Origin of the sequence: Kaistella chaponensis, from assembly GCF_900156725.1 — a bacterium.
In the GTDB taxonomy this organism is placed as follows: domain Bacteria; phylum Bacteroidota; class Bacteroidia; order Flavobacteriales; family Weeksellaceae; genus Kaistella; species Kaistella chaponensis.
This window is the reverse complement of sequence record NZ_FTOI01000007.1, coordinates 147,210-173,615: the sequence shown is the minus strand read 5'-3', so window position 1 is coordinate 173,615 and position 26,406 is coordinate 147,210. Positions and strand designations below refer to the sequence as shown.

The window sequence follows — 26,406 nt, the reverse complement described above, 5'->3', positions numbered from 1 at the left end:
CTTAACACAACTCACCTTAAATTCTAAACTATACTTTGATTCTCCCATAATAAAAATGCCCCTAAAAAGTGTCTAACTTTTTGGGGGCAGTCCAATTGAGCGGAATTTTATTTTTTTGGGCGAAAATCAGCGTTTTATTAACGACTTCAATCGGTTGCAACAGTCCGGAATTGATCAAAGGAGACAAAATACTGTGATTCAGATAGGATTCTTTCTGAACGATCGCATCTTCATAAACACCGAAATCCTGAAATCGGTAATCCAAAAACTGTTCGAACCACTCCTGCGATTCCTCATGACTAATAGGGTAGAGCGGATTTTCGGAGATTTCTCCCGGATTGTTACTGAATTTTTCTTCCGTATAATTGAGGGCCTCTTTCCAAAATTCCGAAGTTTCGGGAAAGTGAATAAAAGGTGGCGCTTGATTTTTTGGATATTTCTTTCGGTTTTCCGCATCGAAAGTCCATTTTTCACCTTCGGGTTTTCCGTCTTTGGTCATCAAAATGTGGAGGCGAATTCTTTCCTGTTTGTAAAAAGCGGTTTGAAAGTAGAATTTCTTTTCCGGATTGAAAAATTTTTCCAGATCGCTTTTATTATTGATGAATTGTGGCGAATCAAAAATATGGAGTTGAATATTTTCAGTAACTTTTTTCAATCTGCGTTCGAGCCAATCATCTGAAGGTGAAATCACATTAATTTCGGTGATGTTTTCCTTTCTAATTTCAGTTTGAAAATTTCGGATATCCGATAAATCATCTCCACTTTCAATATAAATCACTTTTGCACCATTCTTCTCCAAATATGTTTGGAAAAATTTCATGGAGGCTCGATGGAAAGCAATTTTCTGTTTATGAAACTTGAATTCCCGGAAAAATAAATGTTCCTCGATCAAATAGAAATCACCATCATTTTTTAATAAAGGATGATTTTTAAAAAGCTGATTGGAAAATATAATGTTAATCGATTTCGACATCAATTTTAGAGCGTTTTATTTCGTTTCAAATTCGTTTTGCAGTTCTTTTTTGATCTTTTTCCAATAGTTAAAGAATGACGGAAAATTACCTTCCAAATTAGAAAGTGATGTTCTGTTTTCTCTTGTTCCTGCGTAATGAGAATTCGTCGGATGTTCCTTGTAACAAATGTTATCCGTGGAAATTATTTCATTCAAAGCTGAAAATTCGCCAACAAAAATTTTAAGATCAGGAATGTTTTTGGAAAGCGCCAAAGCAAAATCCAGACATTTTTCAGAAACGGGAAATTCTTCAAAAAAGGTAGGTTCTAAAAGCAAAATTCTTTGAAAAGTTTCGTTTTCATGCCACGCAAAATCAAGATTGTAGTAATTAAATACCAATGTTTTTTCATTTAAAATTTTGTCATTTTGTATAAAATCTAAAGACGTTCTACCATTGAAATGCTGTGTTTCTTTTAAAAGATCTGGAGTTTTTAAAGTCTCAAAATCATCATATTCGACATCTAAAAAGGTGTTTTTCTGAGTTCCGCCAAAATATTTGTTCAGATTGTCCTGATTCGCGAAATATTTCTTTTTCGAGAAACTTCCGGCGACCCATTGCCAACTTAAATGATTGCTCGCCAAATCGCCGTCGAGTAAATTACTGTACAACCATTTTGCAGGTTCAGACCAATGACAGTGGGCAATATTGCAACAAACTGAAGCGAGATACATTCGCAAATGATTGTGAAGATATCCAGTTTCATACAACGTTTTTACGGCTTCATCTAAAATTTGAATTCCGGTTTCGCCTTTTAAAACTGCGGTTGGAATTCCAGTACTTTCTACATTTTCCTGGGGTTGTTTTAAATCTGAAAAAATATCATCGCCTTTTTCTTTCCAGACATTTTGAAAAAAATCGCGCCACGCTAATTCCTGAACGAGTCTTTCCACTTCAAACCATTCTAGTTTTAAAGTTTTCAAATGGTCAAAAACATCGCGCGATGAAATAACACCCCGAGAAATGTAGGGACTTAATTTGGTAATCGCGCCATCTCTGAAATTTCTGGTGAAGCCATATTGTATGGGATCAATCTCTTGAATGCGGTGTTGGATATCGGTAATGTTGGTTGGAAACTCGATGGAATTGTTTTTAGGAATTAGATTGAATGAAATAAATGTATAAAAATAATTTGGGTTGTAGGGAATTTGATTGACGATATTAAAATTTTGAGCATAAAAAAATCCACTCTGGGTAAAGTGGATTTTCTAAATTATGAATAAGTTTAATTACCATTTGCATCTGAATAATAGATCTTATTTTACCAAAACCATATCTCCATTTGCAGGATTTAGATAAAATTTCTCGCCTTTACTATTCTGCATAATTGTGGCACCATCGCTATTAAGACCAAGAACTTTTATTTCTGGCTGGAACTTATTCGTTTTCCAGGTAAAAGATTCTACGTTATTAGAATTGTTAAGTTTTTGAAAATACTCGCTTTTTGCCCATACTTCAGGTTTGATAAAATTCATATCACCAGTGGATTTATCAAGCGTAAACAATTCTCCTTTGGTATTTCGGAAAACCGTATTTCCTTTTGAAACACCTTCAATCTTAAGGTTTTCGTTACAGTTGCACTTATGAAAAGACCCCATTTTTAAATAATCATTTTTTAGATTAAATTTTATATACATGGATTCTTTTTTGGGAGACGTAACAACAGCTTGTTTTTCGTTTTGTGCCTGTATATTTGTTGAAACAGCTTGTAATGTGATTAAGGCGGCTGCAGACAGAAAATCGTTTTTTGTTAAGCGAAATGCTGGTTTTAGATGAGTGTTTTTCATTGTGTTATTTTTTAAAATTAATATTATTGAATAAGTGTTTTTCTACAATTAGTAGAGCCACAATAGCAAGGATGCAATTTTTTTCTCTCTCGAAGACTTAAGTTTCGCTCATTGGAACTGCCCAATTGATAGTCGAAGAAAAGTTCATCACCTTCTGAAATGTCTTCCATAGCATAAATGTATGGAGTATTGTCAAAAAAATAGACTTCGCAATTAGGCATACAACTGTGATTAAAAAATCGGGCATCGTTTCCTTCTCGTTCACCGTCAATCGCAGTTAAATCATCTAAGCGCATCACGTAAACTAAAGTGGTTAATCCTTTTTCCAAATCTGAAGGTAAATCTTCTTTAAGAATTCTTTTACCCATATACTCAATGATCCGTGTTCCCTTAGGAATTGCCTTTTTTGCAAATACACCTTTGCCATGAATTGGTGAATCTCTTACCAATATAAAATCCCGGTCTACAATTGATTGATTGCTTTTCATGATGTTAAATCCTGCTCCTTAATAATTTAGAATCCTGGATTTCGTGGATCAACACCTTTACCATTCCACGCAATTTTAATTGCAGAACATCTACCATCTTGACATCTTTCTGGCGTAATGAGAATCAGTTGTTTCGTGTCTTTTTCATTTGCTGGTTCCGTAGAATAAAAGCACGAAGCTGATTCTGCACTCTTACAATCGGGACCTTTTGGACAATAAGTTTCGAGTTTTGCCACGGTATTATTTTTAACCATTAATGGTTTTACTAGAGAAAGGGTAACTGTTCCAGGACTGTTTGGATCTTTTCTTTCTACTTGGTAAATTCCTTTTGCAATAATGCAGGATTCTACTCCTAAAGCTTTGCAAACTTCGGCAGGACAAACGTAATCTTCTTTGTATTCAAAATAGAGAATTGCGCCGTTTTCTGGATTTACACAAGCGGGAGTTTTTCCGTTCCAACCTTTTTTTACCGATTCTTCTGCTCCCATTTTCCCAGAATCTGCTTTTGTCATCTTAGTTTTTTCTGCGACTCCGTTCCAGCCTTTTTTTGTTTTGCTAGAAATTTCTTGTGCATTTACAAACAACGTGATTCCTAAAAGGAAAGCTGTTAAAACTGTTGTTGTTTTGAAATTTGTCTTCATCGTTAATGATTTTAATAATTAAAATTTTTATTCTTTAATAAATTTTATTTTGTAATTTTTTGTTGGGGTTACTATTTCCAGATAGTAAATGCCTTTCATCAAGCTGGAAACTTCGACCGTCTTAGAATTTGTTTTGATGCTTTTTAAAAGCCGACCTTCAGAATCGTAAATTTTGACTCCGGTTATATTTTGGATATTATTGATGAGGAGTTCTGCTTTCACAGGATTGGGGGAAATAGAAATTTTATCTGCTGAAAGTCCATTGGTCGCTAAAACTCCACTTGGAGTAATAATATTATCTAAAACATACCAATGCAGATAATTTGAAAAACCAGAGAACTCCAGATGATAGTTTCCTGCAACGCTCACTGCTATAGGATTTGTAGTGCAGGTATTAGTTGGCGCTATTCCATAATGTTGAGATTCATTGATACACAATCCACTTACTGTTGTGAAATCTGCAATAATATTTCCGCCAGAATCTTTCAATCTTATGGCAGGATTTCCCATTGGTTGATCACCCATCATAGGGTCAAATCGTGCATTGATATAACTATACTGAACAAAAAAATTTCCTGCTGATACAGGAAAACTTGATGATTTTAGATAAAAGATATCGGTAAAAGTACCAGATTGATTAATCTGCAAATAACCTGAAGGCGCAGTGATGCTGAAAGTTGCCGGAGTGATGCTCCAACCTGTAGTTCCACTATTGAAATTTCCATTAGGAACCTGGCCGAAACTTAATGTAAAAATAAATAGAAAGGGTAATAGAAGTGTTTTCATGGTATTATATTTAAAGCTTATAACAAATGTCTGAAAATAATAACATAAAATTTGTAAAGTGGTTAATTATTTTTAAATGTAACTTGCAATAAACAGAACAAAATATTTTTCTGTTAATAAATTCTGAAATACATCTTTGAAATTATTTTAGTTGACTTTAAGAAAGTTACTTTAATCCTGTCTTCTTCAATTCATAAAATAAAAAAGCCAACGTAATATTTACGCTGGCTTAAAAAAATAAATCTATGAAAAATTAAGGTCTATTTCTGTTAAGAATAGAAGTGGAATAAATTGGAGGAATCGTCCATGTAAAAGTTGAGTAGTGATCCGCTCCTTGTGATTGATAACATACGCTACAATCTTCGAAATGCACAATACAAGTCATTACAATTTCTAGATTTCCGTTGCAGTTAAGATTCACAGGCAACTGAAAAACAGGATTGTAAGTTGAGCCAAGTGTCAAATAATTTCCGCTCCAAAATTCTACTTTATTCCGTTCTTTGAAAATTCCGGAACCTGGTGATGGTAACCCAAAATTATTCAGACCTCCAATGGAACTTGGAGAAACGATATTTAACGTACCTAAAACCGTATTGCTGCAGGATAGATAGGTGGTAGGATTTAAAGTTCTGACATCTGTTAAAATAAATTCTACTTTATTCACTTTTGGTGCACCTGGAGCAAAGGTTAAAGTGGTATTCACCTTTCCGCTATTATCAATACTGTTAATTTTGAAAGTGAAATTCGCAGCATTTCCAGAATTTGTAAAACATCCTTTGGTGCTGCCGAAGATACAATCTGAAATATTTACAGAAGCGTTATTCGCAATGGTGTCAATAGGAATAAATATTGGTCCGGATGGCGCTTGTGGAAATTTAACCAAGCTCATTTTTTTGTCAATATTACTTTCCATTTTCATTTTTTGAATAAGATCGCTTTTTTCTATTTCGGATGTTGCGGCGAAATAGTTATTGATGAGTTCTGCATTATTATTAACGATGATCTTTGGTAATAAGGCAGGATTTCCTTTTGCGGAAACTACTGATGCCTGATTAGACATATATCCAAAAGTGACATTCGCTGTATTTTTCACCTCCAAAACTTGATTTGCATTAAGATTATTCGTGTTGTAGATTACAGAATACTTTATTTTTAAAAGGGTACAAGGTTTTAAATTATACTGATTAATTGTTAAACTATTTACCGTAGAACTCATGGAAGCGTAACTTGGAACACCCGTTGGAGATTCTTCGAATTGAATATTTCCTGGTTTATTTACACCTTGTCCAGAGGAAATGGAAAGGGGAGAAGGAACGGTAATGATATCATTAATATTTACAGTAATTGGGAGATATCCCATATTCAGCACCCAAATTTCGTAATCTACTCTGGCTTTTTTGGATACACAATCTGTAAACCATTTTTTAGCAGTTTTTTTGGTAATGACCAATTGATCTTTATTGACTACTAAAGTGACTGGATTTGAAATCTCTGAATTTATCATTCCACTTCCAGCATCTTTATAAGTTGTAGTGAACTGATTTGTAAGACTTCCATTCGGTGCGGTAAGTGCAATTTGACCTTTAATTTTTACAATATAATGCGTGATTCCAGTACAGGTGAATTTGTCTAAAATATTTGGACCAGTTAATTTAATTTTTAATTTCCCACCAACCAAAGAGATGGAACTGCTTGATGTAATATTCGATAATTTTCCGGGTGGAATAGTGCTGAGATCACAAATATTAGTAATGTAATTACCGTAATTGCTTATTTTGTAAACTTTAATATCATTTACATTGGCAGAGAAGTTTGCAGGTAAATTGTCCTCGATCACTACATTTGTTGCATTTGTGGTTCCATAATTATAAGTGTGTAATGCATATTCCACTTGATCACCTGGTAAAAAACTAGAGGAATTAACTCCACCACAACTGTGTGATGCGATGGTACATAATTTTTTAGTCGTAATGATAGTGGCTTGATTTGGAACTGTTTTTAAGCCAATGTCACAAAAAGCTTTGGTGATGAAACTTGGTGGTTGCACTCCGTCATTTAGACGTACTTTTAGATTTACACAATTCTTAATTATTTGGTTTGGTAAAGGGGTCGTCACCATAAATGGAATGGTTATCGTAATCGTACCACCCGGAGCTAAAGCCGTTGTCGTACTAAAATTTAAACCTCCAGAAGTAACCGTTAAAGCACTGGAATATACGGCGGGAAAAACGGAAATTCCTCCTGTATTGACCGTAATTAAATTGCTTGCTGGGAAAACATCGGAGAATTTAATGACATCATACTTGTAACTGGAAGTACAATTTTTAATGGTAATAATATACTTTCCTTTGCAACCTGCCATAGTTAGATTAAGATCATTTCCATCCATCTTTACTTTTTTCTCCGCACAAACTGCTTTATCTTCAGGTATGGAAATACTTCCTGTATTGGTGCAACTCACATTTAAAAGATCAAAGTTTGCTTCTAAAACGCTGTCGTCACCACAAACATCTGTTAAATTTGCTTTAACCGTATTTAGTAAATCAAAAGGAGTTGAGGCACAGGAACAAGTGGTGGTTTTTATTTTGACTTGAAAAAGATAGCTTCCTAAAGTTTTGCCAGAAGTTGTCGTTGGCAAATTCCAGTTAAAATCCATTCCATACGGAGCAGCTACCGCATTTCCAATGGTAGTAAAACTTCCTGGTGTGGCTTCATTTGGAATGTAGGTCACAGAACTTCCGGAAACATCTGCTCCAATACATGGTGATGAGGTAAACTGATCTAAAAAGTTTGCACTTGGTAACACATTCATGTTGAATTCTCCTACAGACGAGGAAAGTCGAACATCATAAATTAAATAACCACCGGTAAAAGATCTGAAGGTTTTCTCTAATTTCCAGGGACTTGTGCTGTTCACTTTAATTTTTGAAACTAAACTTACAATTGAACTTGGAGCCGGAGCTCCAGCTTGTTTTATTAATTTTACTTGATTGCTGATCACCGCGTTATTCGGTAACGAACATGCATTTGCATTGAGTGCAACTTTTATCTTAAAACTCAGATTTGCACTTCCAGCTCCGGGACATAAATTTACAGAGGGGAATTTGAAGGTGAGAATTCCAGTGGAACCTGAAGCAGGTTGAATTAGTCCTGACAATGAGGTTGGACACCAATTGTTGTAAAAAGCAAAGACCGTAGAAGAAGTATTAAAATCACTGCTGATATAATCCAGATTGGGATCTAAAATATCCTGAATACTTCCCAATTCAGATAAAGAGGTTATTCCGCTTATACTTATAGTGTACTCGAAAACTTCGCCCACGTAAGGATTATTATTGGAGGCGGTTTTGGTGATGTTGATGGCTTTAACCTGTGTAAAAATACCAAGGAAGAGCGCTATAAAGAAGATGAACTTTTTCATTTTTTTTGGTTTAAAATTTTTAAGACAATTAATTAAAACACTCTGGTAATATAATTTTCGCAATTGGTTCCATCAGCGAAAAATAAAGTAAACTTGATGTAGTATTTTTTCACCGTTTTCAAACTCATTTTATCGATTTTCAAATTGTAGGAAATCGTTCCGGTTGCAGGTGTTGTAAAATTGCTTACAATCATGTTACTTCTTGTCATTGTTAAACTAAAAGGAACTGAAACCGATCCATTAATCTGACTGGAAGACAAAAATTCAAAATTTGGAAGTGGATTAGCAACTGCAGCATTATTTTTATCCGCAGAAAAGGAGATCAGTTGTGCAACTACTTTTTTGAGTGGTCTGGAAGAATTTGCACCCACGATGGTTCCATTTATATTCGCGATATCACCACTAACAAGTGCAATTGGTGGACTTATAGTCACATTATAACAATCTGCACAACTTACTACAAAATAAACCACACATGTAGAACATAAAACTCCATCACACCATCCTTCAGCAACCAGACGATATGTTCCAGAGGTTGAAGGCATCGTTAGATCTTTATCCTGACCAGAGTTTGCCGTTGTAGCGCTCATTACCGTTCCCGCTTGATTGATGATTTTATATTTGATAACAGCGGTGCAGTTTCCGTTTGGATTACAATAAAAGGTATAATTAACTCTTTGCACTGAACCTGGTGTGAAAATTTTTGCCAATGTAGTATTACAGTTGACAATTCCAATATTTGTCCAGATTCTCTTGCCCCAATTACTGTTCAAGCAGCAAGAAACTGGATCCGGAAAGACTACTTTGAAAGAAATAATACAAGTAGTACAAGGTGATTCCAAACATAATCCAGTTGCGATGATGCGGTAAAAACCTTCCGTAGAGGGCATTGTAATATTAACATTGGTTCCACTTATTGCAGTTGTAGTACTGATAATATTTCCAGAAGCATCAACCAGATCATATTTAATGTAAGGTGGACAATTTGGTTGGCAAGTAAAGTTGTAATTTAATGTTTGGATACTGCCTGTAATTTTATTTCCAATAGTTTGTCCGCAGATTAAATTATTTTCTCCCATCCACTGAATGGTTCCCCATCTGCTTCCTTTGCAACAATCTGTAACACATGGAACCGAAATATAAATGTCACAATTGTCACATTGAGTTGTAGCAGTCGCCGTAGAACAGGTTGATTTTAAAACAATTTTGTACGTTCCGCACTCGGCGATCCGATTTTGCGCAAAAAGTCCGGGAGAAATATTGGCGTAGATTAAATTTCCGTTCAGATAGATATCCAATACAATATTACTTGCACATCCTCCTGGACCACAAACGTAATTACTCAGATCGAAAAGAATTCCACTTCCGACGTTCGCACTTATTTCTCCACCACAAACTGTTGATAAATTGGAAAAGCTGGTAGAATTCGGCCCGAATAATTTATAGGTAATTGCAGATGTAAAACTTCCACAACTGCACTGAGGGAATTTATTAGGGTTTGAAGTAGATGGATCTTTTGGTGTAACCGTGGAACCAGTAGGTTTTGCACTGATTTGCGACTTAATACTACTTCTTGATTTATTGATTTCTACTTTCGCAGGCTCGGGATTATTTGAACCACCTGTAGAATCAGAAGGTTTTGCACTGATTTGCGACTTAATACTACTTCTTGATTTATTGATTTCTACTTTCGCAGGCTCGGGATTATTTGAACCACCTGTAGAATCAGAAGGTTTTGCACTGATTTGCGACTTAATACTACTTCTTGATTTATTGATTTCTACTTTCGCAGGAGTAGGAGTTTCTCCCGATCCATTTGTTCCACCAAAAGAATAACTTAACCCAACACTTGCGCTGAAAGCATTGTAAGTAGTTTTTATAACTTCACCAGTAACTTTTGTTCCCAATTCTACTTGCTGTTGCTCATATTGTCCCCCTTGATTCGGTTTTCCAAAAGGCACCAAACTGGTCAACTGCGTATTTATTTTTGGTCCAAAAACATAAGCTCCGTCCGCAAAAACGCCGAAATTTTTAGTAAAAAAATATTGCGCTCTAATTTTTGGCGTAATTGCTAAACCACTGGTTTTCGTTTCTGGCAAAGTCCATAGAGTATATTCTACGGGTTTGCCGTTAACAGTACTATTTTGCAAAACGCTTAACGCATTTCTATTCAAAGAAAAATATTCTGCAATGATCATGGGAGAAAATATAAACCGTTCTCCCAAATTGAAATTCATCTGCGGTCCAGCTCCGATCCGGAATCCACTTTGTCCGGAAGCTCCAGTTTTATAAGAAACTTCAGTATTGGTTTGTCCTGAAATATTTAGTGGTGAAGGCAAAGGAGAACTGGGATTTTCATTATTTTCAAAGTAAAAAGTTCCCCCAATATTAAATCCAAAACTTCCACCTTTTACCGTTCCGTCCCAACCTTTTCGAAAGAGGGAAAATGGAATAAATGCATCCGCACTAATTCCCGATGAGTTTAAAATATAAGCATCTTTGGTTGCAGAATTAAGTTGAGTAGTATTGTATCCGAAAGAAATACTTCCTCCTTTTACTACGCCGTCCCAACCTTTTCTTTCGTTTTGCTGAGCTTGATAAAGCGTTATCGCACTCAGAAAATAAAACATTAAAATTCGTTGAAGTGTTTTCATATTCGTTTTATTTAATTTTTTTCATGACAAAGATTATAGAATTTTGTCCAAAAAAAAATCCCTAAAAGTAGGGATAAGGTAGATTGGAGACTGCAGGATTTTAGATTAAAGATCCAGGACTTTCAGCTTATAAATTTTTATAATACCACGCAATCGCTTCTCCCAAAGAGGAAATGTGAAGTTTTTCGTAGATGTGTTTTGTGTGAGAATTGATGGTGGAATAACTTACACCCAGTTGATCGGCAACCATTTTATAACTTTTTCCTTCCGCGAGGGATTTTAAAACTTCCTGTTCTTTGGAAGTTAATATTTCCAGATTTTTTTTCGGCGCAAAATACTCCAGAACGCGCTTTGCGATGGCGGGATTCATTGCAGCGCCACCTTCATAAACTTCTTCTATCGCCTGTAAAATTCGCGTTGGACTGTCGGATTTCAAGATATATCCACTTGCGCCATGAGAAATACTTTTAAAAATTTTGTCACTGTCATCAAAGGCAGTTTGAATCAAAACTTTAATCTGTGGAAATTTAGATTTAATGAGTTTTAATCCTTCCAAACCATCTACAATTGGCATATTAATGTCCATCAACACTACATCTGGAGCATATTCTTCCATTTCGCGCAGTACATTTTCACAATTTTCTGCATCTCCTACATATTTCAGATCGTCACTTAAAGAAATAAGTGCCTGTAAACTTCTCAGCCGGTCTGAACTGTCATCATATGCAAAAATGCGGATCATTTGGTGGTCGTAATTCAAAAAATTATTTGACAAAGGTAGGGGTTAAATCGCGGTTTAGGTCTCCCTAATTATAGGGATAGAAAAAATCAGCTTCGTTCCAATTCCTTTATAGATCTGAAATTTCCCACCTAATTCTTCCGTTCTTCTTCTCATGTTAGAAACCCCATTTCCTCTTTTTTCAAGTTCCGTAAATCCGATACCGTCATCTTCAATTTCGAGGATATAATGTTCTTTTGATTTTTGAAGGATTAAACAAACTTCATTTGCCTGGCTGTGTTTTAAAATATTATTTAGCGCTTCTTTACAGATGAGAATTAAATTTTTCCGCGCAGAAAAGTCCGTAATTTCAGAATCGATGATGATATCGATCAAGATCTCATATCTAATATTGGAGCTTCCTAAAATTTCACTCGTGATTTTCTTAATTCTTGTACTCAAGGTCATAAATTCATCTTGATGAGGTTTCAAGCTCCAGATAATATCGCCAATATTTTCCGAAATACTTTTTGCCTGAGTTTCAATCTTGTTTAAAATCTTTTTAGCTTCTGTAGGATTTTTATCTAATACTTTTTGTGCAACTGCACTGTTTATTTGCAAACTACTAAGTGAAGCGCCTAAATCATCATGAAGATCGGCGGTGATTTTTTCTCTTTGATTGTGCAGATCGGTTTCGTGGTTAAACTTTCTTTTCTGCTGCATTGATTTTTCACGGTTAATCGAGTAGTAAATAAGGGTAGAAGTCAAGACCGAAACCAGGATCCAGAACCAGATGGTTTTATAAAATGGTGTTTCTATTTCGAACGTTAGCTTGATGGCGTTTTGATAAATCTTGTTGTTTTCGTCGACGACGCGAATTTCAATTTTATTAACACCGCTATTCAGTTGCAGGTTCAGAAAATTGCCTTCAATATCCGAGAATTTATCTTTATTAACGGCGTATTGAAAGTTTTTGAAATGTCCCGTAATATCCACTCCGGCTAATTCTAAAGAAATATTGTTTTGATCGCTTTTCAATTGATAAGTAGAATCCAACGCGACGGTCTTTTCATTAATTTTTATTGAAATTATTTTCGGCTGAAGTTGCAGCTCTTTTTGAATGATTTGAGAAGGAATTTTGGATACGCCATTGTCTGTAGCTGCATAAACAGTATCTTTTTTCAGGTCTAAGAAATTGACGACATTAGACGTTAATCCATCTGAAGTAGTCAGTTTTGAAAGAGATACTTTTTCTAAATTGGCGTAATTTAAAATGAAGATTCCGGATTTCGAACCCATCCACAATTGCGTATTGATGTTGAGTAATTTCGAAATATTATTGGGAATTCGTTTGTCATTGATGAACTCTTTTTTGATTGTATTATTTTCCAACAGGTAGAGATTTCCTTTGTACGTACTGATCCACATTCTCGATTTGGAGACGGGTTCAAAATGTTCAATCGTATCATTTTGAAAAAGATGATTTGGAACAATCAGTTGGTACTTATTTTTACTTAAATCATACCGATATAATCCATCGATTGCCGAAAAGTAGAAAGAATGGTCATCATCTCTTTTTAGATTTAAAATTCTTTCTTGGGAGAAATTCAGAAATTCATAGTGGTCAGTATTCACATTGTATTTTACCAAACCAGCCGTACCTCCTAAAATTAATTCATTTTCATTTAGTTTTAGAGAGGTTTTTACATTTTGTCTTCTGTTGGTTTTGGTATAAAAATTAAGTTTCTTTTTTAAATTAATTAAAATTCCCTCATCAGAAACAATGATGGTTTTACCCGGAAAAAAATGGAAATTTCTGATCCAGATCGTATTATCTTTTAACGTACTAAAATTATATTTCGTTTCAGTTTTACCTTTCTTTACGTAGATTTCACCCTGATAATTTCCGGCGTAAACCGAACCATCATCTGAAACCTTAGCCGATAAAAAATTTGAGATCACTCCTGTTGAATAGTGCTCTTTTTTGATGGTTTGATCGGTATAACACATCAATCCATTATTCACTGTGGCGACCCAAATATTATTTTTGGAATCCACATAAGCAGTATTTACATTGAATTCATTGGGTATGGTAGAAAGTAATTTTAAATTTTTTTCATCATAAATATAGATCGTTCCGCTCTTGGACATTAGGCTTAACTTATCCGAAGAAAGCTTTAGCCATTTTATGTTTTCCGGCACCGTTAATTTTTGAATGTCGTATTGAAGTGGATGTAACTTATTTATTTTAATCTGGGTGATTTCTTTGTCAGAATATCGATAGATCCCGTAATTATCAAAATATTGTATAAAAGAATTATTAGCATCTACATATTGAACACTCCCTAAAAATTGACTATTCTTATAAAAATCAATGCTTTTATTTTTTTTATCGTTTACAAAAACTTCTCTAGTTTTTATATTAACCAATTCATTTTTAAAATATAATTTGTTAACATCGTTAGCTTTTTCATTTTCATTGATTTTTACTTTGTCAATGATTTTTCCCTTGCTAAAAATGAAACTTCCAATGTAATTATGAAAGAACAGATCATTTTTATTCACCGCATATATATCCTGAAACAGAGCCGTACTTAGTTCTTTTACGTGTTTGTCAAAGTCTAAGCAAACAAACCGATTTAGTTTTTCATCAAAATAACTGGGTGGTTGTTTGTAGGTATTTACCCAGATTGTTCCGTCCTTTTGTTTGATGACGTTAATAGCATCATTGGAGGGCAAACCATTTTTCGTATTGTAATTAACGAAGCGTTTTCCATCAAACCTAGAAACTCCATTATCTGTAGCAACCCAGAGAAAACCGTTATCATCTTGCACCACTTCATATACCAAATTACTGGGCAAACCATCTTTGGTACTGAAGGTGTTGGTAAGATTGTAGTTTTGTGCAAAGCAATTGGTCCCGAAAATCAGAACAAGTAAGAATAAAAGATATTGGTAGAGATTTCGAATAATTTTAAATTTTAAGATAAGCGAATGTACTCAAATTTAAAATTTGGACCTCAAAAAAAGCCAACTCCGAAAAGTTTGCTTTGTTTAAAAAACTCTGTATTTTTCTAACATCTAACATCTAACATCAAACATCTAACATCTACTTCAATTTTTCCTTCAAATATTTTCCTGTAAAGGATTTTTTATCTTTCGCCAGATCTTCCGGTGTTCCCGCGAAAACAACTTCGCCACCATATTTTCCGGCTTCCGGACCAATGTCGATCACGAAATCTGCCGTTTTTATAATATCCGGTTGATGTTCGATGACGATGACTGAATGTCCCAATTCAATTAAAGCTTGAAGCGATTTCAGCAATTTATTAATGTCATGAAAATGCAGTCCGGTAGAAGGTTCATCAAAAATAAAAAGCGATTTATCGGTCGTAATTCCTTTTACTAAAAAAGAAGCCAATTTTACCCGTTGCGCTTCACCACCTGAAAGGGTAGAGGAACTTTGGCCCAATTGCAAATAACCTAAACCAACTTCCTGTAGAGGTTTTAGCTTGGTCACAATTTTTGTTTGATGGTTTTCTGTGAAGAATTCCAAGGCTTCATCTACCGTCAGATGAAGAATATCGGAAATGTTTTTTTCGTCGAACTTTATTTCCAGAATTTCATCTTTAAATCGTGTTCCTTTGCAGGTTTCACATTCCAGCTCTATATCTGCCATGAACTGCATGGACACGGTAATTACACCATCTCCTTTGCAATCATCACATCTTCCGCCATCCACGTTAAAGGAAAAATGTTTCGGTTTTAGGTTTTGAACTTTCGCCAATTTCTGTTTCGAAAATAAATCCCGAATATCGTCATACGCTTTTAAATACGTTACGGGATTTGATCGGCTGGATTTTCCGATGGGATTTTGATCGATGAGTTCAATGTTTTTAATGAGTTTTTCCGGAAATTCTACTGAATCATAATCGCCTTTTTTTCCGCCCATTCCGAGTTGAATCTGAATATCATTCGTCAAGACTTCTTTCATTAAAGTAGATTTTCCACTGCCCGAAACGCCAGAAATAACAACCAGACTTTCCAACGGAATATCTACATTGATGTTTTTTAAATTATTTTGTCGGGCGCCTTTTACATGAATCCATTCTTTGGATTTTCTGCGGGTTTCAGGAACTTTAATTTCTAATTTCCCAGTTAAATATTGCGCTGTTAATGAATCTGAATCTCTTAATTCTTCAAAAGGACCAGAAAAAACCAATTCTCCGCCTAAATATCCAGCTTCCGGACCGATATCAATGATGTAATCTGCAGCTTTCATCACGTCTTCATCGTGTTCTACGACGATCACCGTGTTTCCTAAATCGCGCAGATTTTTTAACACTTCGATTAAATTTTCGGTATCTCGGGAATGCAAACCGATCGAAGGTTCATCTAAAATATAAATCGATCCTACCAAAGAACTTCCTAAACTTGTCGCCAGATTTATTCTTTGACTTTCCCCTCCAGAAAGCGTATTTGAGGTTCGGTTGATGGTTAAATATCCCAATCCAACTTTCTCGAGAAACGCCAAACGGGTCGTGATTTCGTAGAGCAATCTTTTTGCAATTTCGGCGTCGTGTTTATTGAGCTTCAAAGATTGCATTAAAGGTAAAAATTCATCCAACGGAAGTTCAATCATTGATTGAATGTTGTGTCCGTCTACTTTCACCCATTTTGTTTCTTCGCGCAATCGTAAACCTTCACAACTCGGACACAAAGTTTTTCCGCGAAATCGTGACAGCATAACGCGGTATTGGATTTTATATAAATTTTCTTCAAGCATTTTGAAAAAACTGTTTATAGAAGGGAAGTTGGTCGTTCCGTCGCCTTTCCATAAATAATTTTTCTGCTCTTTTGTAAGTTGATAATATGGTTTGTGAATCGGGAAATCTTTTGCTTTTTTGATGAAATCTTTCCTCCATTCACTCATGCTTTCGCCTTTCCAACTCGCTACAGCGTCTTCAAAAATTGAAAGATTCTTATTCGGAATCACCAAATCTTCATCAATACCGATTACTTTTCCGTACCCTTCACATTCCGGACAAGCGCCATAAGGATTATTAAAGCTGAAAAAATGAACATTGGGTTCCATAAATTCGATGCCATCGAGCTCGAATTTATTTGAAAATTCTCTGATTTTACCGGTTTCAATATTTTTCAAAGAACAATAGCCACGACCTTCATAAAATGCCATTTGGATAGAATCTGCCAATCTTTGCAAGAAACTCTCATCTTCTTCATAATTAAAACGATCGATGACCAACTGGATTTCCATTTCTTTTTCTGGCAAGAAACCGAAACTTTCCAGGTCTTCAATTCCGACCACATTTTGGTTAACTTCCAGTCTTGTAAAGCCCGAAACTTTTAGGGTTTTCAGAAGTTCGCTGAAATTGTCAACCTCAAATATCAAAGGACTTCTCAAAAGAAAAGTCTGGTTTTCATTTTCTTTGATGAAATTAATGACATCGCTTACGGAATCTTTTTTTACCTCATTTCCTGAAACGGGAGAAAATGTTCGTCCGACACGAGCGAAAAATAATTTCAAGTAATCATAAACTTCTGTAGAAGTTCCAACGGTAGAACGCGGATTTGAAGAGATCACTTTCTGCTGAATCGCAATAGATGGAGCCAAACCTTTAATGTCGTCAACTTTAGGTTTTTCTAATTTCCCTAAGAATTGTCGCGCATAAGAACTTAAACTTTCTACATACCTTCTTTGTCCTTCCGCATAAATCGTATCAAACGCAAGAGAAGATTTCCCACTTCCCGAAACGCCCGTAATCACAATGAGTTTGTTCTTTGGCAGAAGTACATCAATGTGTTTCAGGTTGTTGAGGTGAGCGTTTTTTACGAAAAGTTGTTTTTTGATATCGATTTCGGTCGTTGTAGCCATAGGTAAAATTGAGACGTACAAAAATACTGTTTTTTTTGACGAAAATTTTTAATATTATGTAGATTAAAATTTGGTTGGTTTTTAATTTTTTCCAATATTTGTGAAACAAATAAAGTAATATGATCATGAGAAAACTATTTAATGATTTAATTACACATTTGATGAGAAAAAGATAGCGTTTTACGACTAACTATCAAAGAAAATGCAATTCCAAGGAGTTGCATTTTTTTCGTTCTATATTAAAAAATTCTGAGAGAAAATTCTTTTTTTATTGGTGATTTCTGAAATATATTTGCCGCTTCAAAACTAGAAAATCGGCCAGTTTGGATGATTATCAAAAAAATTACGGAATGAAAAAGGGAGTTATCAGTATTTTATTTTTAGGCAGCATTATCAATTTTTCAGCTCAGGAAAAAGAAAAAAATATTTCCGAAGTTATTGTACAAGGAAAATTTCTTGCACTGCCTTTAAAAAAAGTCAATGAAAATGTAACCGTCATTTCAAAAAAAGAAATTCAAAATTCGCCCGCGAAAAGTGTGGAGGAAATTCTGGCTCACTATACAGGATTTGATATCCGAAGAAGAGGCGGAAATGGTGTTCAAGCTGATATTTCTTTGCGAGGAAGCAGTTTCGAACAGGTTTTGATTTTGGTAAACGGAATTCGAATGAACGATTCCCAAACCGGCCACAATTCGATGAGTATTCCCTTTGATATGGCTTCTATAGAAAAAATAGAAGTGGTAAAAGGTCCTGCTGCAAGACGATTTGGTCAAAATGCTTATGCAGGTGTGGTGAATATTGTCACAAAAGCCAGTTCCGATGAAAATGTAATTATTTCGGGAAGTGGAGGAGATTTCGAAACCTATTCTTTAGGAATTGGAGCAAATTTTGGAACCGAAAAAATCTCCAATTTTTTACAAGCCAATTCTTCCAGTTCAAGTGGTTATCGATACAATACCGATTACAAAATCAACAATGTTTTTTACCAAAACCAATATCAATTAAATAATGGTTCGATCAATTTTCAGGCTGGAATTCAGGAGAAAAAATTTGGTGCTAATGGATTTTATTCTAGTCCTGCAGCAACAGAACAGTACGAAGAAACGCAGGCTTCGCTTGTAAGTATAGGAATCAATAAAAAGTTTTCAAAATTCAATCTGAATTCTAATATTTACTGGCGACGAGGACAGGATTTGTATCTTTATAATAGACAAAAACCAGAAATCTACCGCAATCTACATGTCGGAAATAATATTGGTGCCGAAATCAACGGTTCTTATCTTTCAAATTTTGGAACAACTGGAGTGGGTGTTGAAGCGCGCAAAGAATTTTTGGCCAGTAACAATTTGGGATCTCGCGAACGATTTGTAACACAGGTTTTTCTAGAGCATCATTTTGCTTTTTTTCAAAACAAATTGCATTTTTCTCCAGGAATTTCTTGGGCAAATTATGACACTCAAGGCGATTTCTTTTATCCCGGTTTAGATCTTGGTTTTGATTTTAATGATCACCATAAAATTTATGGAAACGTGGCAAAAGTAAGCAGGATTCCTACATTTACCGATTTGTATTATGTAAGCAAAACAGAAAAAGGAAATCCGGATTTATTGCCCGAAAATGCTCTTTCTGCAGAAGTTGGTTACCGTTTTCAACGAGATGGTTTTTTGGCAAAAGCAAGTGGGTTCCTACGCAATTCAGACAATTCAATCGATTGGACCAAAGAAAATCAAAATGATATTTGGAAAGCCCAAAACATAGGAAAAATTGAAACAAAAGGAATAGAAGTAGAGTTCGGGCAGCATTTTAATTCGTTTGTGAAATCTTATTTTGTAGGGTACACTTTTTTAGATAGCAAAGCAAAAGAACCCCAGAATCTAATTTCACGCTATGTTTTAGAAAACTTAAAACACCAGTTTGTAGCAAAATTGGAAAATAAATTTTTGAAGAATTTCACCAGTCAGTTGATTTATAGATATAATGAGAGAGTAACCACCGGAAGTTATCAAATTCTGGATGGAAAAATAAGTTATGACTTTAAAAATATGAATCTTTATGTCTTAATCGACAATATTACCAATAACGTCTATTCTGAAACATTTGGAGTTCCGATGCCAAAACGTTGGTTTCATTTAGGCTTTACGTATAAAATTGGACTTTAACATTGGGAAATTAGTGGGGATTAATTCCATCTATTTTAGTATTTTTGCGAAATGAAAAAAAGGATTGTCCAGCTGTTTATGATCATGGTTTTTAGCAGTATTGCTGCGCAAAAGGAAAACATTTCCAGTTTCACTACGGTAGCTGTAACCTACAAGTTTCATCCCCAGTTTTTTCTTTTTGTGGAAGGTCAAATGCGTGGAATTGAAGAGTATTCTTATCCAGATTATTACGAAATTAAAGGGGGAATTGGTTATAATCTTACCAAAAATCATAAACCTTTTATAGGAATTGGGCGATACGGAAATTACAAAGACCACGATTTCAGCAAAGAAGAATTTCGAATCTGGTTGCAAGATGTCATTGATTTTAAAGCAGGTAAATTTAAATTTGAAAACCGTTTTCGGGCAGAAAAAAGTTGGTTTTATGAGCCGCAAATCGATGTGCATTCGCAGCGCGTTCGTTTGCGTTACCGGATGAATATTTCCGTTCCATTAAATTCGGAAACTGTAAAACCTGGAACACTTTTCGCCAATGCGTATGATGAAGTTTTTTTCATCACCACAGAAAACCCTTTATTTGCCCGAAACAGAATTTATGGTGGAATCGGTTATCAGATCGATGAAAATTTCGGTATTGCTTCAGGTTACCTTTGGCAAAGAGAATTTGGCAGTTCAGGCAACAAAAATTTACATTATTTATATCTCGCATTAAACATCACCATCGATTCTTCGCAGGATAGAAATTATCATTTTCCGGGGGCAGATTAAGTGTTGATAACTTTTCTTCAAATTAACCTTTAAATTTTGCGTTTGTTTCCTTATTTTGCTCCAAATCCTTATATTTGTAAAAATATTTTTTAGAGGAAACACAACTGTTTCAGAAAACTTTAGAAAAAATAAATATTAAAGAATGAAATTTATTGTTGCAAGCGGAGAATTACAAAAAGCATTGAACACCGTAAGTGGTGTGATTTCCAGTTCTCAATCGAGACCAATTCTCGAAAACTACCTTTTTGAGCTTGAAGAAAACAATCTAAAAATAACCGCTTCTGATGGTGAAACGACTTTGGTTACGACTTTGGAAGTCAAATCCGACGATACCGGAAAATTTGCGGTTCCTGCGAAAATCTTCCAGGATTTTGTAAAAACATACAACGAACAACCATTAACGCTTTCCGTAAAAGAAGCTACAGATGGAAACGGAAGTTTGCTCGAGATTTTAGATGAAAAAGATAATTTTGCTGTTGCACTTGATAATGCAGATGATTACCCGGAACTTCCGGAATTTGATGCTTCCCAAAGCGTAAAGATTTCTGCCGGAATTTTATCAGAAGCTTTAACAAACACGCTTTTTGCTACAAGTAACGATTCTCTGAGACCAGTGATGACAGGAGTTTTGTTCCAGTTTAAAGAAGACGAAACCAATTTTGTTTCTACTGATTCCCACCGATTGGTGGTTTACAAAAGAACCGATCTCATCAATGCAGAACCGATAGAATTCATCATGCCGAAAAAACCATTGGCAATTTTCAAAAATATTTTAGCCAATTCTGGGGAGGATGTTACGATTGAGTTTAATGAGAACATGGCGAAATTCACATTTGGAAACAATACCTGGATTTGTAGATTGATCGATGGGAAATACCCAAACTACACGGCGGTAATTCCAAAAGAAAATCCAAATATTTTAACAATCAACAGAAATTTACTGTTGAGTTCCATCAGAAGAGCTTCCATCATGTCGAATAAATCCACGAACCAAGTGCGATTTAAATTGTCTGGGAATATTCTTCACCTTCATGCAGAAGATACCGAATACGCAAACAAAGCAGATATGCAGATTCCTTGCGATTACAATGGCGAAGACATTAACATCGGTTTCAGTTCGAAATTTTTAACAGAAATGTTATCAGTTTTGAGTTCAGACGATATCACCATGAAAATGTCGCAACCGAATAGACCCGGAATTATCGAGCCAGTTGACGGTTTAGAGGACGAAGAAAAAATCCTCATGCTTTCGATGCCGGTAATCGGAATGTAAAATGAAGATTAAAAATTTAAAAAGTTATAGCCCGATGTTTTTCGGGCTTTTTTTATGCACTTTGTTCTTGTTTAAAATGCGCAATGCTTTAAATTACATTTGAATTTAAACTTTAAAATCACGATATTTGCAAACTTAATAATAAAAATATTTTTGGTTTTTGAAATCTCAAATCTCAAATCTCAAATCTCAAATCTTTTTTCAATGAAAATCTCAAATAACTGGCTGAAAGACTATATCAAAATAGATTTAAAATCTGATAAAATCGGAGAATATCTTACCGATATCGGTCTTGAAGTAGAAGGTATCGATAAATTTGAATCTGTAAAAGGAAGCCTAGAAGGAATTGTGGTCGGAAAAATCTTGACTTGCGAACAACATCCGAATGCCGATAAATTAAAAGTGACCACGGTTGATATTGGGAAAGGAAAAATTCTGAATATCGTTTGTGGTGCGCCAAATGTTGCGGCTGGACAAACCGTTCCTGTTGCCGTGGTTGGAACGATTATTCACAAAGGTTCAGATTCTTTTCCGATCAAAGAAGCTAAAATTCGTGGCGAAGTTTCGCAGGGAATGATTTGCGCAGAAGACGAAATGGGTTTGAGTGAAGATCACGGTGGAATCATGATTTTAGATGAAACCAAATTTGAAGTCGGCAGAAATTTCGTCGAATATTTTGAATTGACCAATGATGAAGTTTTCGAAATTGGATTAACGCCAAACAGAACAGACGCAATGTCCCATTACGGTGTTGCGCGCGATTTAAATGCATTTTTGGTTTCCAATCAAATGAAATCTGAGTTCGAAAAAGCAGTTTCTAAAACATTAAATATCGAAGGAAATACAGATTTTCAATTAGAGATTGAAGACTCAGAATTATGTCCGCGATATATTGGAGCAGTCATTGAAAATGTGAAAGTTGAAGATTCTCCCGCTTGGTTAAAAAACCGTTTGAAAGCAATAGGATTAAGTCCGATCAACAATATTGTAGATATTACGAATTATATTTTGCACGGTTTTGGTCAACCGCTTCACGCTTTTGATGCCGATAAAATTTCTGGTAAAAAAGTGAAAGTTGGTGTAAATCCAGCTGGTTCAAAATTCACCACTTTAGATGGAGTAGAAAGAACTTTGAACGGTTCTGAGATTATGATTAAAAATGGCGAAAATCAAGCAATGTGTATTGCAGGAGTTTTTGGTGGTCAAAATTCTGGCATTTCCGAACATACAAAAACGATCTTTTTAGAAAGTGCCTATTTTAATCCAATTGCGGTAAGAAAAGCAGCGAAATCTCATGGTTTAAATACCGATGCATCGTTCAGGTTCGAACGTGGAGTAGATCCCAACAGTACCAGAACAGCCATTACGCACGCGATTTCTATGATTGAAGAGATTGCAGGTGGAAAATTGGCAGGTCAACTTTTGGAACATTATCCTAAAAAATTGGAAGATTTTTATGTGATTCTAAGATTTTCAAAAGTAGAACAGATTTTAGGAACCAAAATTCATAAAGAGAAAATAAAAGAAATTTTGAAGTCGCTGGAAATTCAGGTTCTGAACGAAATTCAAAATGGATTAGAGCTTTCCGTACCTGCTTACAGAGCCGATGTAACACGTGAAATTGATGTGATTGAAGAAATCCTTAGAATTTACGGTTACAACAAAATCGATTCCCCACAAAAGTTTTCTTTCAGCCCTGTAAAACTGAGTTTTGATGACCAAGATGCTTTAGAAAATTCGTGGGGAAGAACTTTGCAAAGCAATGGTTTTAATGAAGTCATGAACAATTCGCTGACTTCTGTGAAAGATGAAACCAACGCGGTAAAACTTCTAAATCCATTGAGCGGAGATTTAGCATTTATGAGAAAATCTTTGTTAGAAGGTCTTTTGCAGAATGCAGATTATAATATTAAAAGAAAAAATCAGGATATCAAGTTTTTCGAACTGGGAAAAATTTACCACAAGAAAGAGAAATACGAAGAGAAAAAGCAATTGGCAATATTGGTTTCCGGGCGTAATGTTGCTGAAAACTGGTTACAGCCAAAATCTGCTACCGATTTTTATATGTTGAAGTCTTTCGTAAAAGTTCTTTTAGAGAAATTGAATTTGAAAATCGAAGAGAAATATTTAGTTGATGCGCGTTTTTCTGATGCATTGGAATTGGTTGCGGAAGACAAAACCATCGGGAGATTGGGTAAAGTTTCTCCCGAATTACTGAAAGATGCAGATATTGATCAGGACTGTTTCTATGCAGAGATCGAGCTGGAAAATTGCCAGGAATTGCGGTCAAAAGACAATTTGAAATTTGTAGAGATCCCGAAATTCAATAAAATCAGACGCGATTTGGCTTTATTGGTTGATAAAAATGTGACGTACGCAGAACTTTTCCATTCGGCGAAGAAAAATCCTTCAAAATATTTGAAAAACATCAATCTTTTTGATGTCTATGAAGGAAAAAATCTTCCGGAAGGCAAGAAGTCTTATGCGCTAAGTTTTGAACTTTTAACTGAAGAAAAAACTTTGGAAGAGAAAGATATTACGGAAGTGATGAATTCTTTAATTAAAACATTCCAAAAAGAGTTTTCTGCGGAATTACGTTCTTAAAAAAGCTTCAGAATTATTACAAAAAAGCATTTCAACTCGAAATGCTTTTTTTATTTGGATGGAATATCGAAAAGCGATTCTGTGGAAGTCGATATAATTTCTTAAATTTGAGAAAATAAAAAAAATGAAGAATATTTTTTTAGCAGTTTTTGCAGTCGCAGCAATGTTTTCATGCAGTTCGATGTCTAGCTCGAAAAGTCGTGGCGCGCAAACAAATATTGCAGGAACCAATTGGACTTTGGCCGATAACGTAAAAGGGAAAAAACCTACTCTAAATATAGAATCTGGGAAAATTACAGGAAATGCAGGGTGCAATAATTATTTTGGAGAACTTTCTCTGGATGCAACTGCCGGAAATTTCATCGTTAAAAATGTGGGTTCAACCAGAATGTCTTGCGATAATATGGAAGTTGAAAGTCAATTTTTGCGCATGTTGAATGAAGCCGATAAGTACGTTGTATCAGGAAATACGCTGGAATTGTACAAAGGAAATCTTCTGCTGATGAAGTTAAATAAATAATAAAGAAATTTTTTAAATAGATCTAAAAAAAAGGAACTCAAATTTGAGTTCCTTTTTTTTTTTTATGCTTCTTCGTCTTCTTCGTCATATTTTGCGAGTTCTTCGTCGCACCATTTGAAGGCTGCTTCTACAACTTTGGTGGCTTCATCTGCCATTGTTTCTTCATCATCGCCTTCTAAATCATCGAACCATTCAACTTCTTCCTCTTCTACATTGAGGACAAATCTTGGATATTCTGTGTGAACTACAAATAGATCTTCAGGAAAATCTGAGTTGTCGGCTAATAAAAACTTTGGTAATTTCATAATAATTAATTTAACTCGTCAAAAATACAAAAATTATTGAAATTTGTTCGTGTCGATCTTGATTTTTTGTAAAACTTTATATTGTGTTAAAACATTTTGATTCAGCGTATCACTTGGTTTAAATGTGACTTTTACGTTGGGATTTACGGTGCTTATCAATTCGGCGATCTGCATTTTCGACAGATCAAATTCATTTTCCATATAAAAATTGACGCGGCCTTTATCCAAATGTTCTTCTTTTAAAAATCGGGCGATTTCTCGTCTGTTCTCCAAATAATTCCCCTTGGAAAGCCACGTGAAAACAAAACCCGTAATCAAGCTCAAAACCGTGATTCCGTAGGTGAGTTTCCCAAAAATGGCAAATAATTTTTTGAAGTAAACAAGCCAAATTCCGAACGAAAAAGGCGCCATCAAACGGTAATCAATTGGATTGACCGAATAGAAATACTGAATAAAATAGGAACAGATGATGCCAACAATTCCCACAAAAACAAAGAAAAATTCAGTTTCAGAAAGCTTATTTTTCGTGAATAGAAAAACCATCAGAAAGATATTGAGTAAACCCAAACCGTAAATACCGACATTAATGATTCCACCCGAAGGATTTGCAATGTGTATAAAAGGATTAAAAACGGTCGTCAAACCTTGAAAAAGTTCGATCAGCAATTGAGAAGTAGTGTGCAAACCAATTTCTAAAAAGGTAGAAACATATTTTTCATCAAAATAATCGATGAACAAAAATTTGTAGGCAACAACAAAGAAAAATCCGGCTAAACCCGAAATGATGAAAATTTTACCGTACGATTTTTTATATTTTAAAACACCAAAAAGTCCGGTTGCGAACATTAAAAATAAGGCCGGATAACGAATATTGTACAATAAAATTAAAATCAAACTTAAATATAAAACCGCTTTCCAACCTTTGATTTCTTCTGTAATGATTTTTTGAGCGATAAAAAGAAAGAGAAATACGACCGGTAAAATGAAAGCTTCGCTCATCGTGTATGAAAAGATAGAGACGAAACTGAATAATCCACCAATCAAAATGGTTTCTTTCAAGTAAAATTTCGTTTTTGCGGCAAAATAAATGATCAATAAATAAGACAGAATTCCAACAATTTTGCTCGCCCAAAATTCATCAAAACCGAAAAGGGTGAAAAATTTTAAACTCAAAGGATAACCAAGCGGAGTCACCGTATTATCGATAATCGGGAAAACGTTTGCAGTTCTCATGTAGCGAATAGAATCGGGATTTACCCTTCCTTTTTCGTTGAGAAGAAAACGCAAAATGATCATCACAATAGTTGTAATGACCATTAAAATTTGAATTAAATTTTCCTTTATTCTTCTCATTAACCGGATGATTTTAATTTTTC

The 26,406-nt window shown here is 34.9% G+C and carries 18 protein-coding genes; 5 read left to right on the top strand and 13 right to left on the bottom strand.

Going from position 1 to position 26,406, the window contains the following annotated elements; genetic code table 11:
- Positions 1 to 61: 61 nt before the first annotated feature.
- From BW932_RS09035 to uvrA, 11 genes are all read right to left on the bottom strand, one after another.
- Entirely contained in the window at positions 62 to 973 is a 912-nt protein-coding gene (locus BW932_RS09035; RefSeq protein ID WP_076387163.1) for a cryptochrome/photolyase family protein, read from the bottom strand.
- A gap of 15 nt (positions 974 to 988) precedes the next feature.
- Positions 989 to 1,903: an FAD-binding domain-containing protein gene (locus BW932_RS09030; protein WP_245820695.1), complete on the bottom strand. Its 915-nt coding sequence runs from the start codon at positions 1,901 to 1,903 to the stop codon at positions 989 to 991.
- Positions 1,904 to 2,266: 363 nt separating this feature from the next.
- On the bottom strand, positions 2,267 to 2,797 hold the full coding sequence (locus BW932_RS09025) for a hypothetical protein (RefSeq protein ID WP_076387161.1): 531 nt from the start codon (positions 2,795 to 2,797) through the stop codon (positions 2,267 to 2,269).
- Between the two features lie 23 nt (positions 2,798 to 2,820).
- Positions 2,821 to 3,285 carry an SET domain-containing protein gene (locus BW932_RS09020; protein ID WP_076387160.1) on the bottom strand — a complete coding sequence of 155 codons (465 nt, stop codon included), beginning with the start codon at positions 3,283 to 3,285 and terminating at the stop codon, positions 2,821 to 2,823.
- Between the two features lie 26 nt (positions 3,286 to 3,311).
- Positions 3,312 to 3,926 carry a hypothetical protein gene (locus BW932_RS09015; RefSeq protein ID WP_076387159.1) on the bottom strand — a complete coding sequence of 205 codons (615 nt, stop codon included), beginning with the start codon at positions 3,924 to 3,926 and terminating at the stop codon, positions 3,312 to 3,314.
- A 27-nt stretch (positions 3,927 to 3,953) separates the two neighbouring features.
- Positions 3,954 to 4,712 (bottom strand): T9SS type A sorting domain-containing protein, encoded by a 759-nt coding sequence (locus BW932_RS09010; RefSeq protein ID WP_076387158.1) that lies wholly within the window; start codon positions 4,710 to 4,712, stop codon positions 3,954 to 3,956.
- Positions 4,713 to 4,965: 253 nt separating this feature from the next.
- Positions 4,966 to 8,133, bottom strand: a complete 3,168-nt coding sequence (locus BW932_RS09005; protein WP_143745538.1) for a DUF11 domain-containing protein — start codon at positions 8,131 to 8,133, stop codon at positions 4,966 to 4,968.
- 32 nt (positions 8,134 to 8,165) lie between these two features.
- Positions 8,166 to 10,787 carry a hypothetical protein gene (locus tag BW932_RS09000; protein WP_076387156.1) on the bottom strand — a complete coding sequence of 874 codons (2,622 nt, stop codon included), beginning with the start codon at positions 10,785 to 10,787 and terminating at the stop codon, positions 8,166 to 8,168.
- A 127-nt stretch (positions 10,788 to 10,914) separates the two neighbouring features.
- Positions 10,915 to 11,529: a response regulator gene (locus tag BW932_RS08995; RefSeq protein WP_076387155.1), complete on the bottom strand. Its 615-nt coding sequence runs from the start codon at positions 11,527 to 11,529 to the stop codon at positions 10,915 to 10,917.
- Between the two features lie 54 nt (positions 11,530 to 11,583).
- The gene (locus BW932_RS08990; RefSeq protein ID WP_076387154.1) at positions 11,584 to 14,367 is read right to left on the bottom strand and encodes a sensor histidine kinase; all 2,784 of its coding nucleotides are present in this window, start codon (positions 14,365 to 14,367) and stop codon (positions 11,584 to 11,586) included.
- 247 nt (positions 14,368 to 14,614) lie between these two features.
- A complete protein-coding gene (gene uvrA / locus BW932_RS08985; RefSeq protein WP_076387153.1) occupies positions 14,615 to 17,401 on the bottom strand; it encodes an excinuclease ABC subunit UvrA in 2,787 nt (928 codons plus the stop codon).
- 350 nt (positions 17,402 to 17,751) lie between these two features.
- Here uvrA and BW932_RS08980 point away from each other — a divergent pair, with 350 nt between their 5' ends.
- The 5 genes from BW932_RS08980 to BW932_RS08960 all read left to right on the top strand — a co-directional run bounded on the left by BW932_RS08980 (position 17,752) and on the right by BW932_RS08960 (position 24,725).
- Positions 17,752 to 19,560, top strand: coding sequence for a TonB-dependent receptor plug domain-containing protein (locus BW932_RS08980; RefSeq protein ID WP_076387179.1), 1,809 nt, complete (start codon positions 17,752 to 17,754; stop codon positions 19,558 to 19,560).
- Positions 19,561 to 19,611: 51 nt separating this feature from the next.
- Positions 19,612 to 20,328 carry a DUF2490 domain-containing protein gene (locus BW932_RS08975; protein ID WP_076387152.1) on the top strand — a complete coding sequence of 239 codons (717 nt, stop codon included), beginning with the start codon at positions 19,612 to 19,614 and terminating at the stop codon, positions 20,326 to 20,328.
- A gap of 142 nt (positions 20,329 to 20,470) precedes the next feature.
- Positions 20,471 to 21,601 carry a DNA polymerase III subunit beta gene (dnaN, locus tag BW932_RS08970; protein ID WP_076387151.1) on the top strand — a complete coding sequence of 377 codons (1,131 nt, stop codon included), beginning with the start codon at positions 20,471 to 20,473 and terminating at the stop codon, positions 21,599 to 21,601.
- Between the two features lie 204 nt (positions 21,602 to 21,805).
- Entirely contained in the window at positions 21,806 to 24,205 is a 2,400-nt protein-coding gene (gene pheT / locus BW932_RS08965; RefSeq protein WP_076387178.1) for a phenylalanine--tRNA ligase subunit beta, read from the top strand.
- A gap of 124 nt (positions 24,206 to 24,329) precedes the next feature.
- Positions 24,330 to 24,725, top strand: coding sequence for an META domain-containing protein (locus BW932_RS08960; RefSeq protein WP_076387150.1), 396 nt, complete (start codon positions 24,330 to 24,332; stop codon positions 24,723 to 24,725).
- A gap of 62 nt (positions 24,726 to 24,787) precedes the next feature.
- Here the strand turns inward: BW932_RS08960 and BW932_RS08955 are convergent, their stop codons facing one another.
- Both BW932_RS08955 and BW932_RS08950 read right to left on the bottom strand, forming a co-directional pair.
- Positions 24,788 to 25,030, bottom strand: coding sequence for a hypothetical protein (locus tag BW932_RS08955; RefSeq protein ID WP_039347940.1), 243 nt, complete (start codon positions 25,028 to 25,030; stop codon positions 24,788 to 24,790).
- A gap of 33 nt (positions 25,031 to 25,063) precedes the next feature.
- Entirely contained in the window at positions 25,064 to 26,383 is a 1,320-nt protein-coding gene (locus BW932_RS08950) for a hypothetical protein (protein WP_076387149.1), read from the bottom strand.
- Between the last annotated feature and the right edge of the window lie 23 nt (positions 26,384 to 26,406).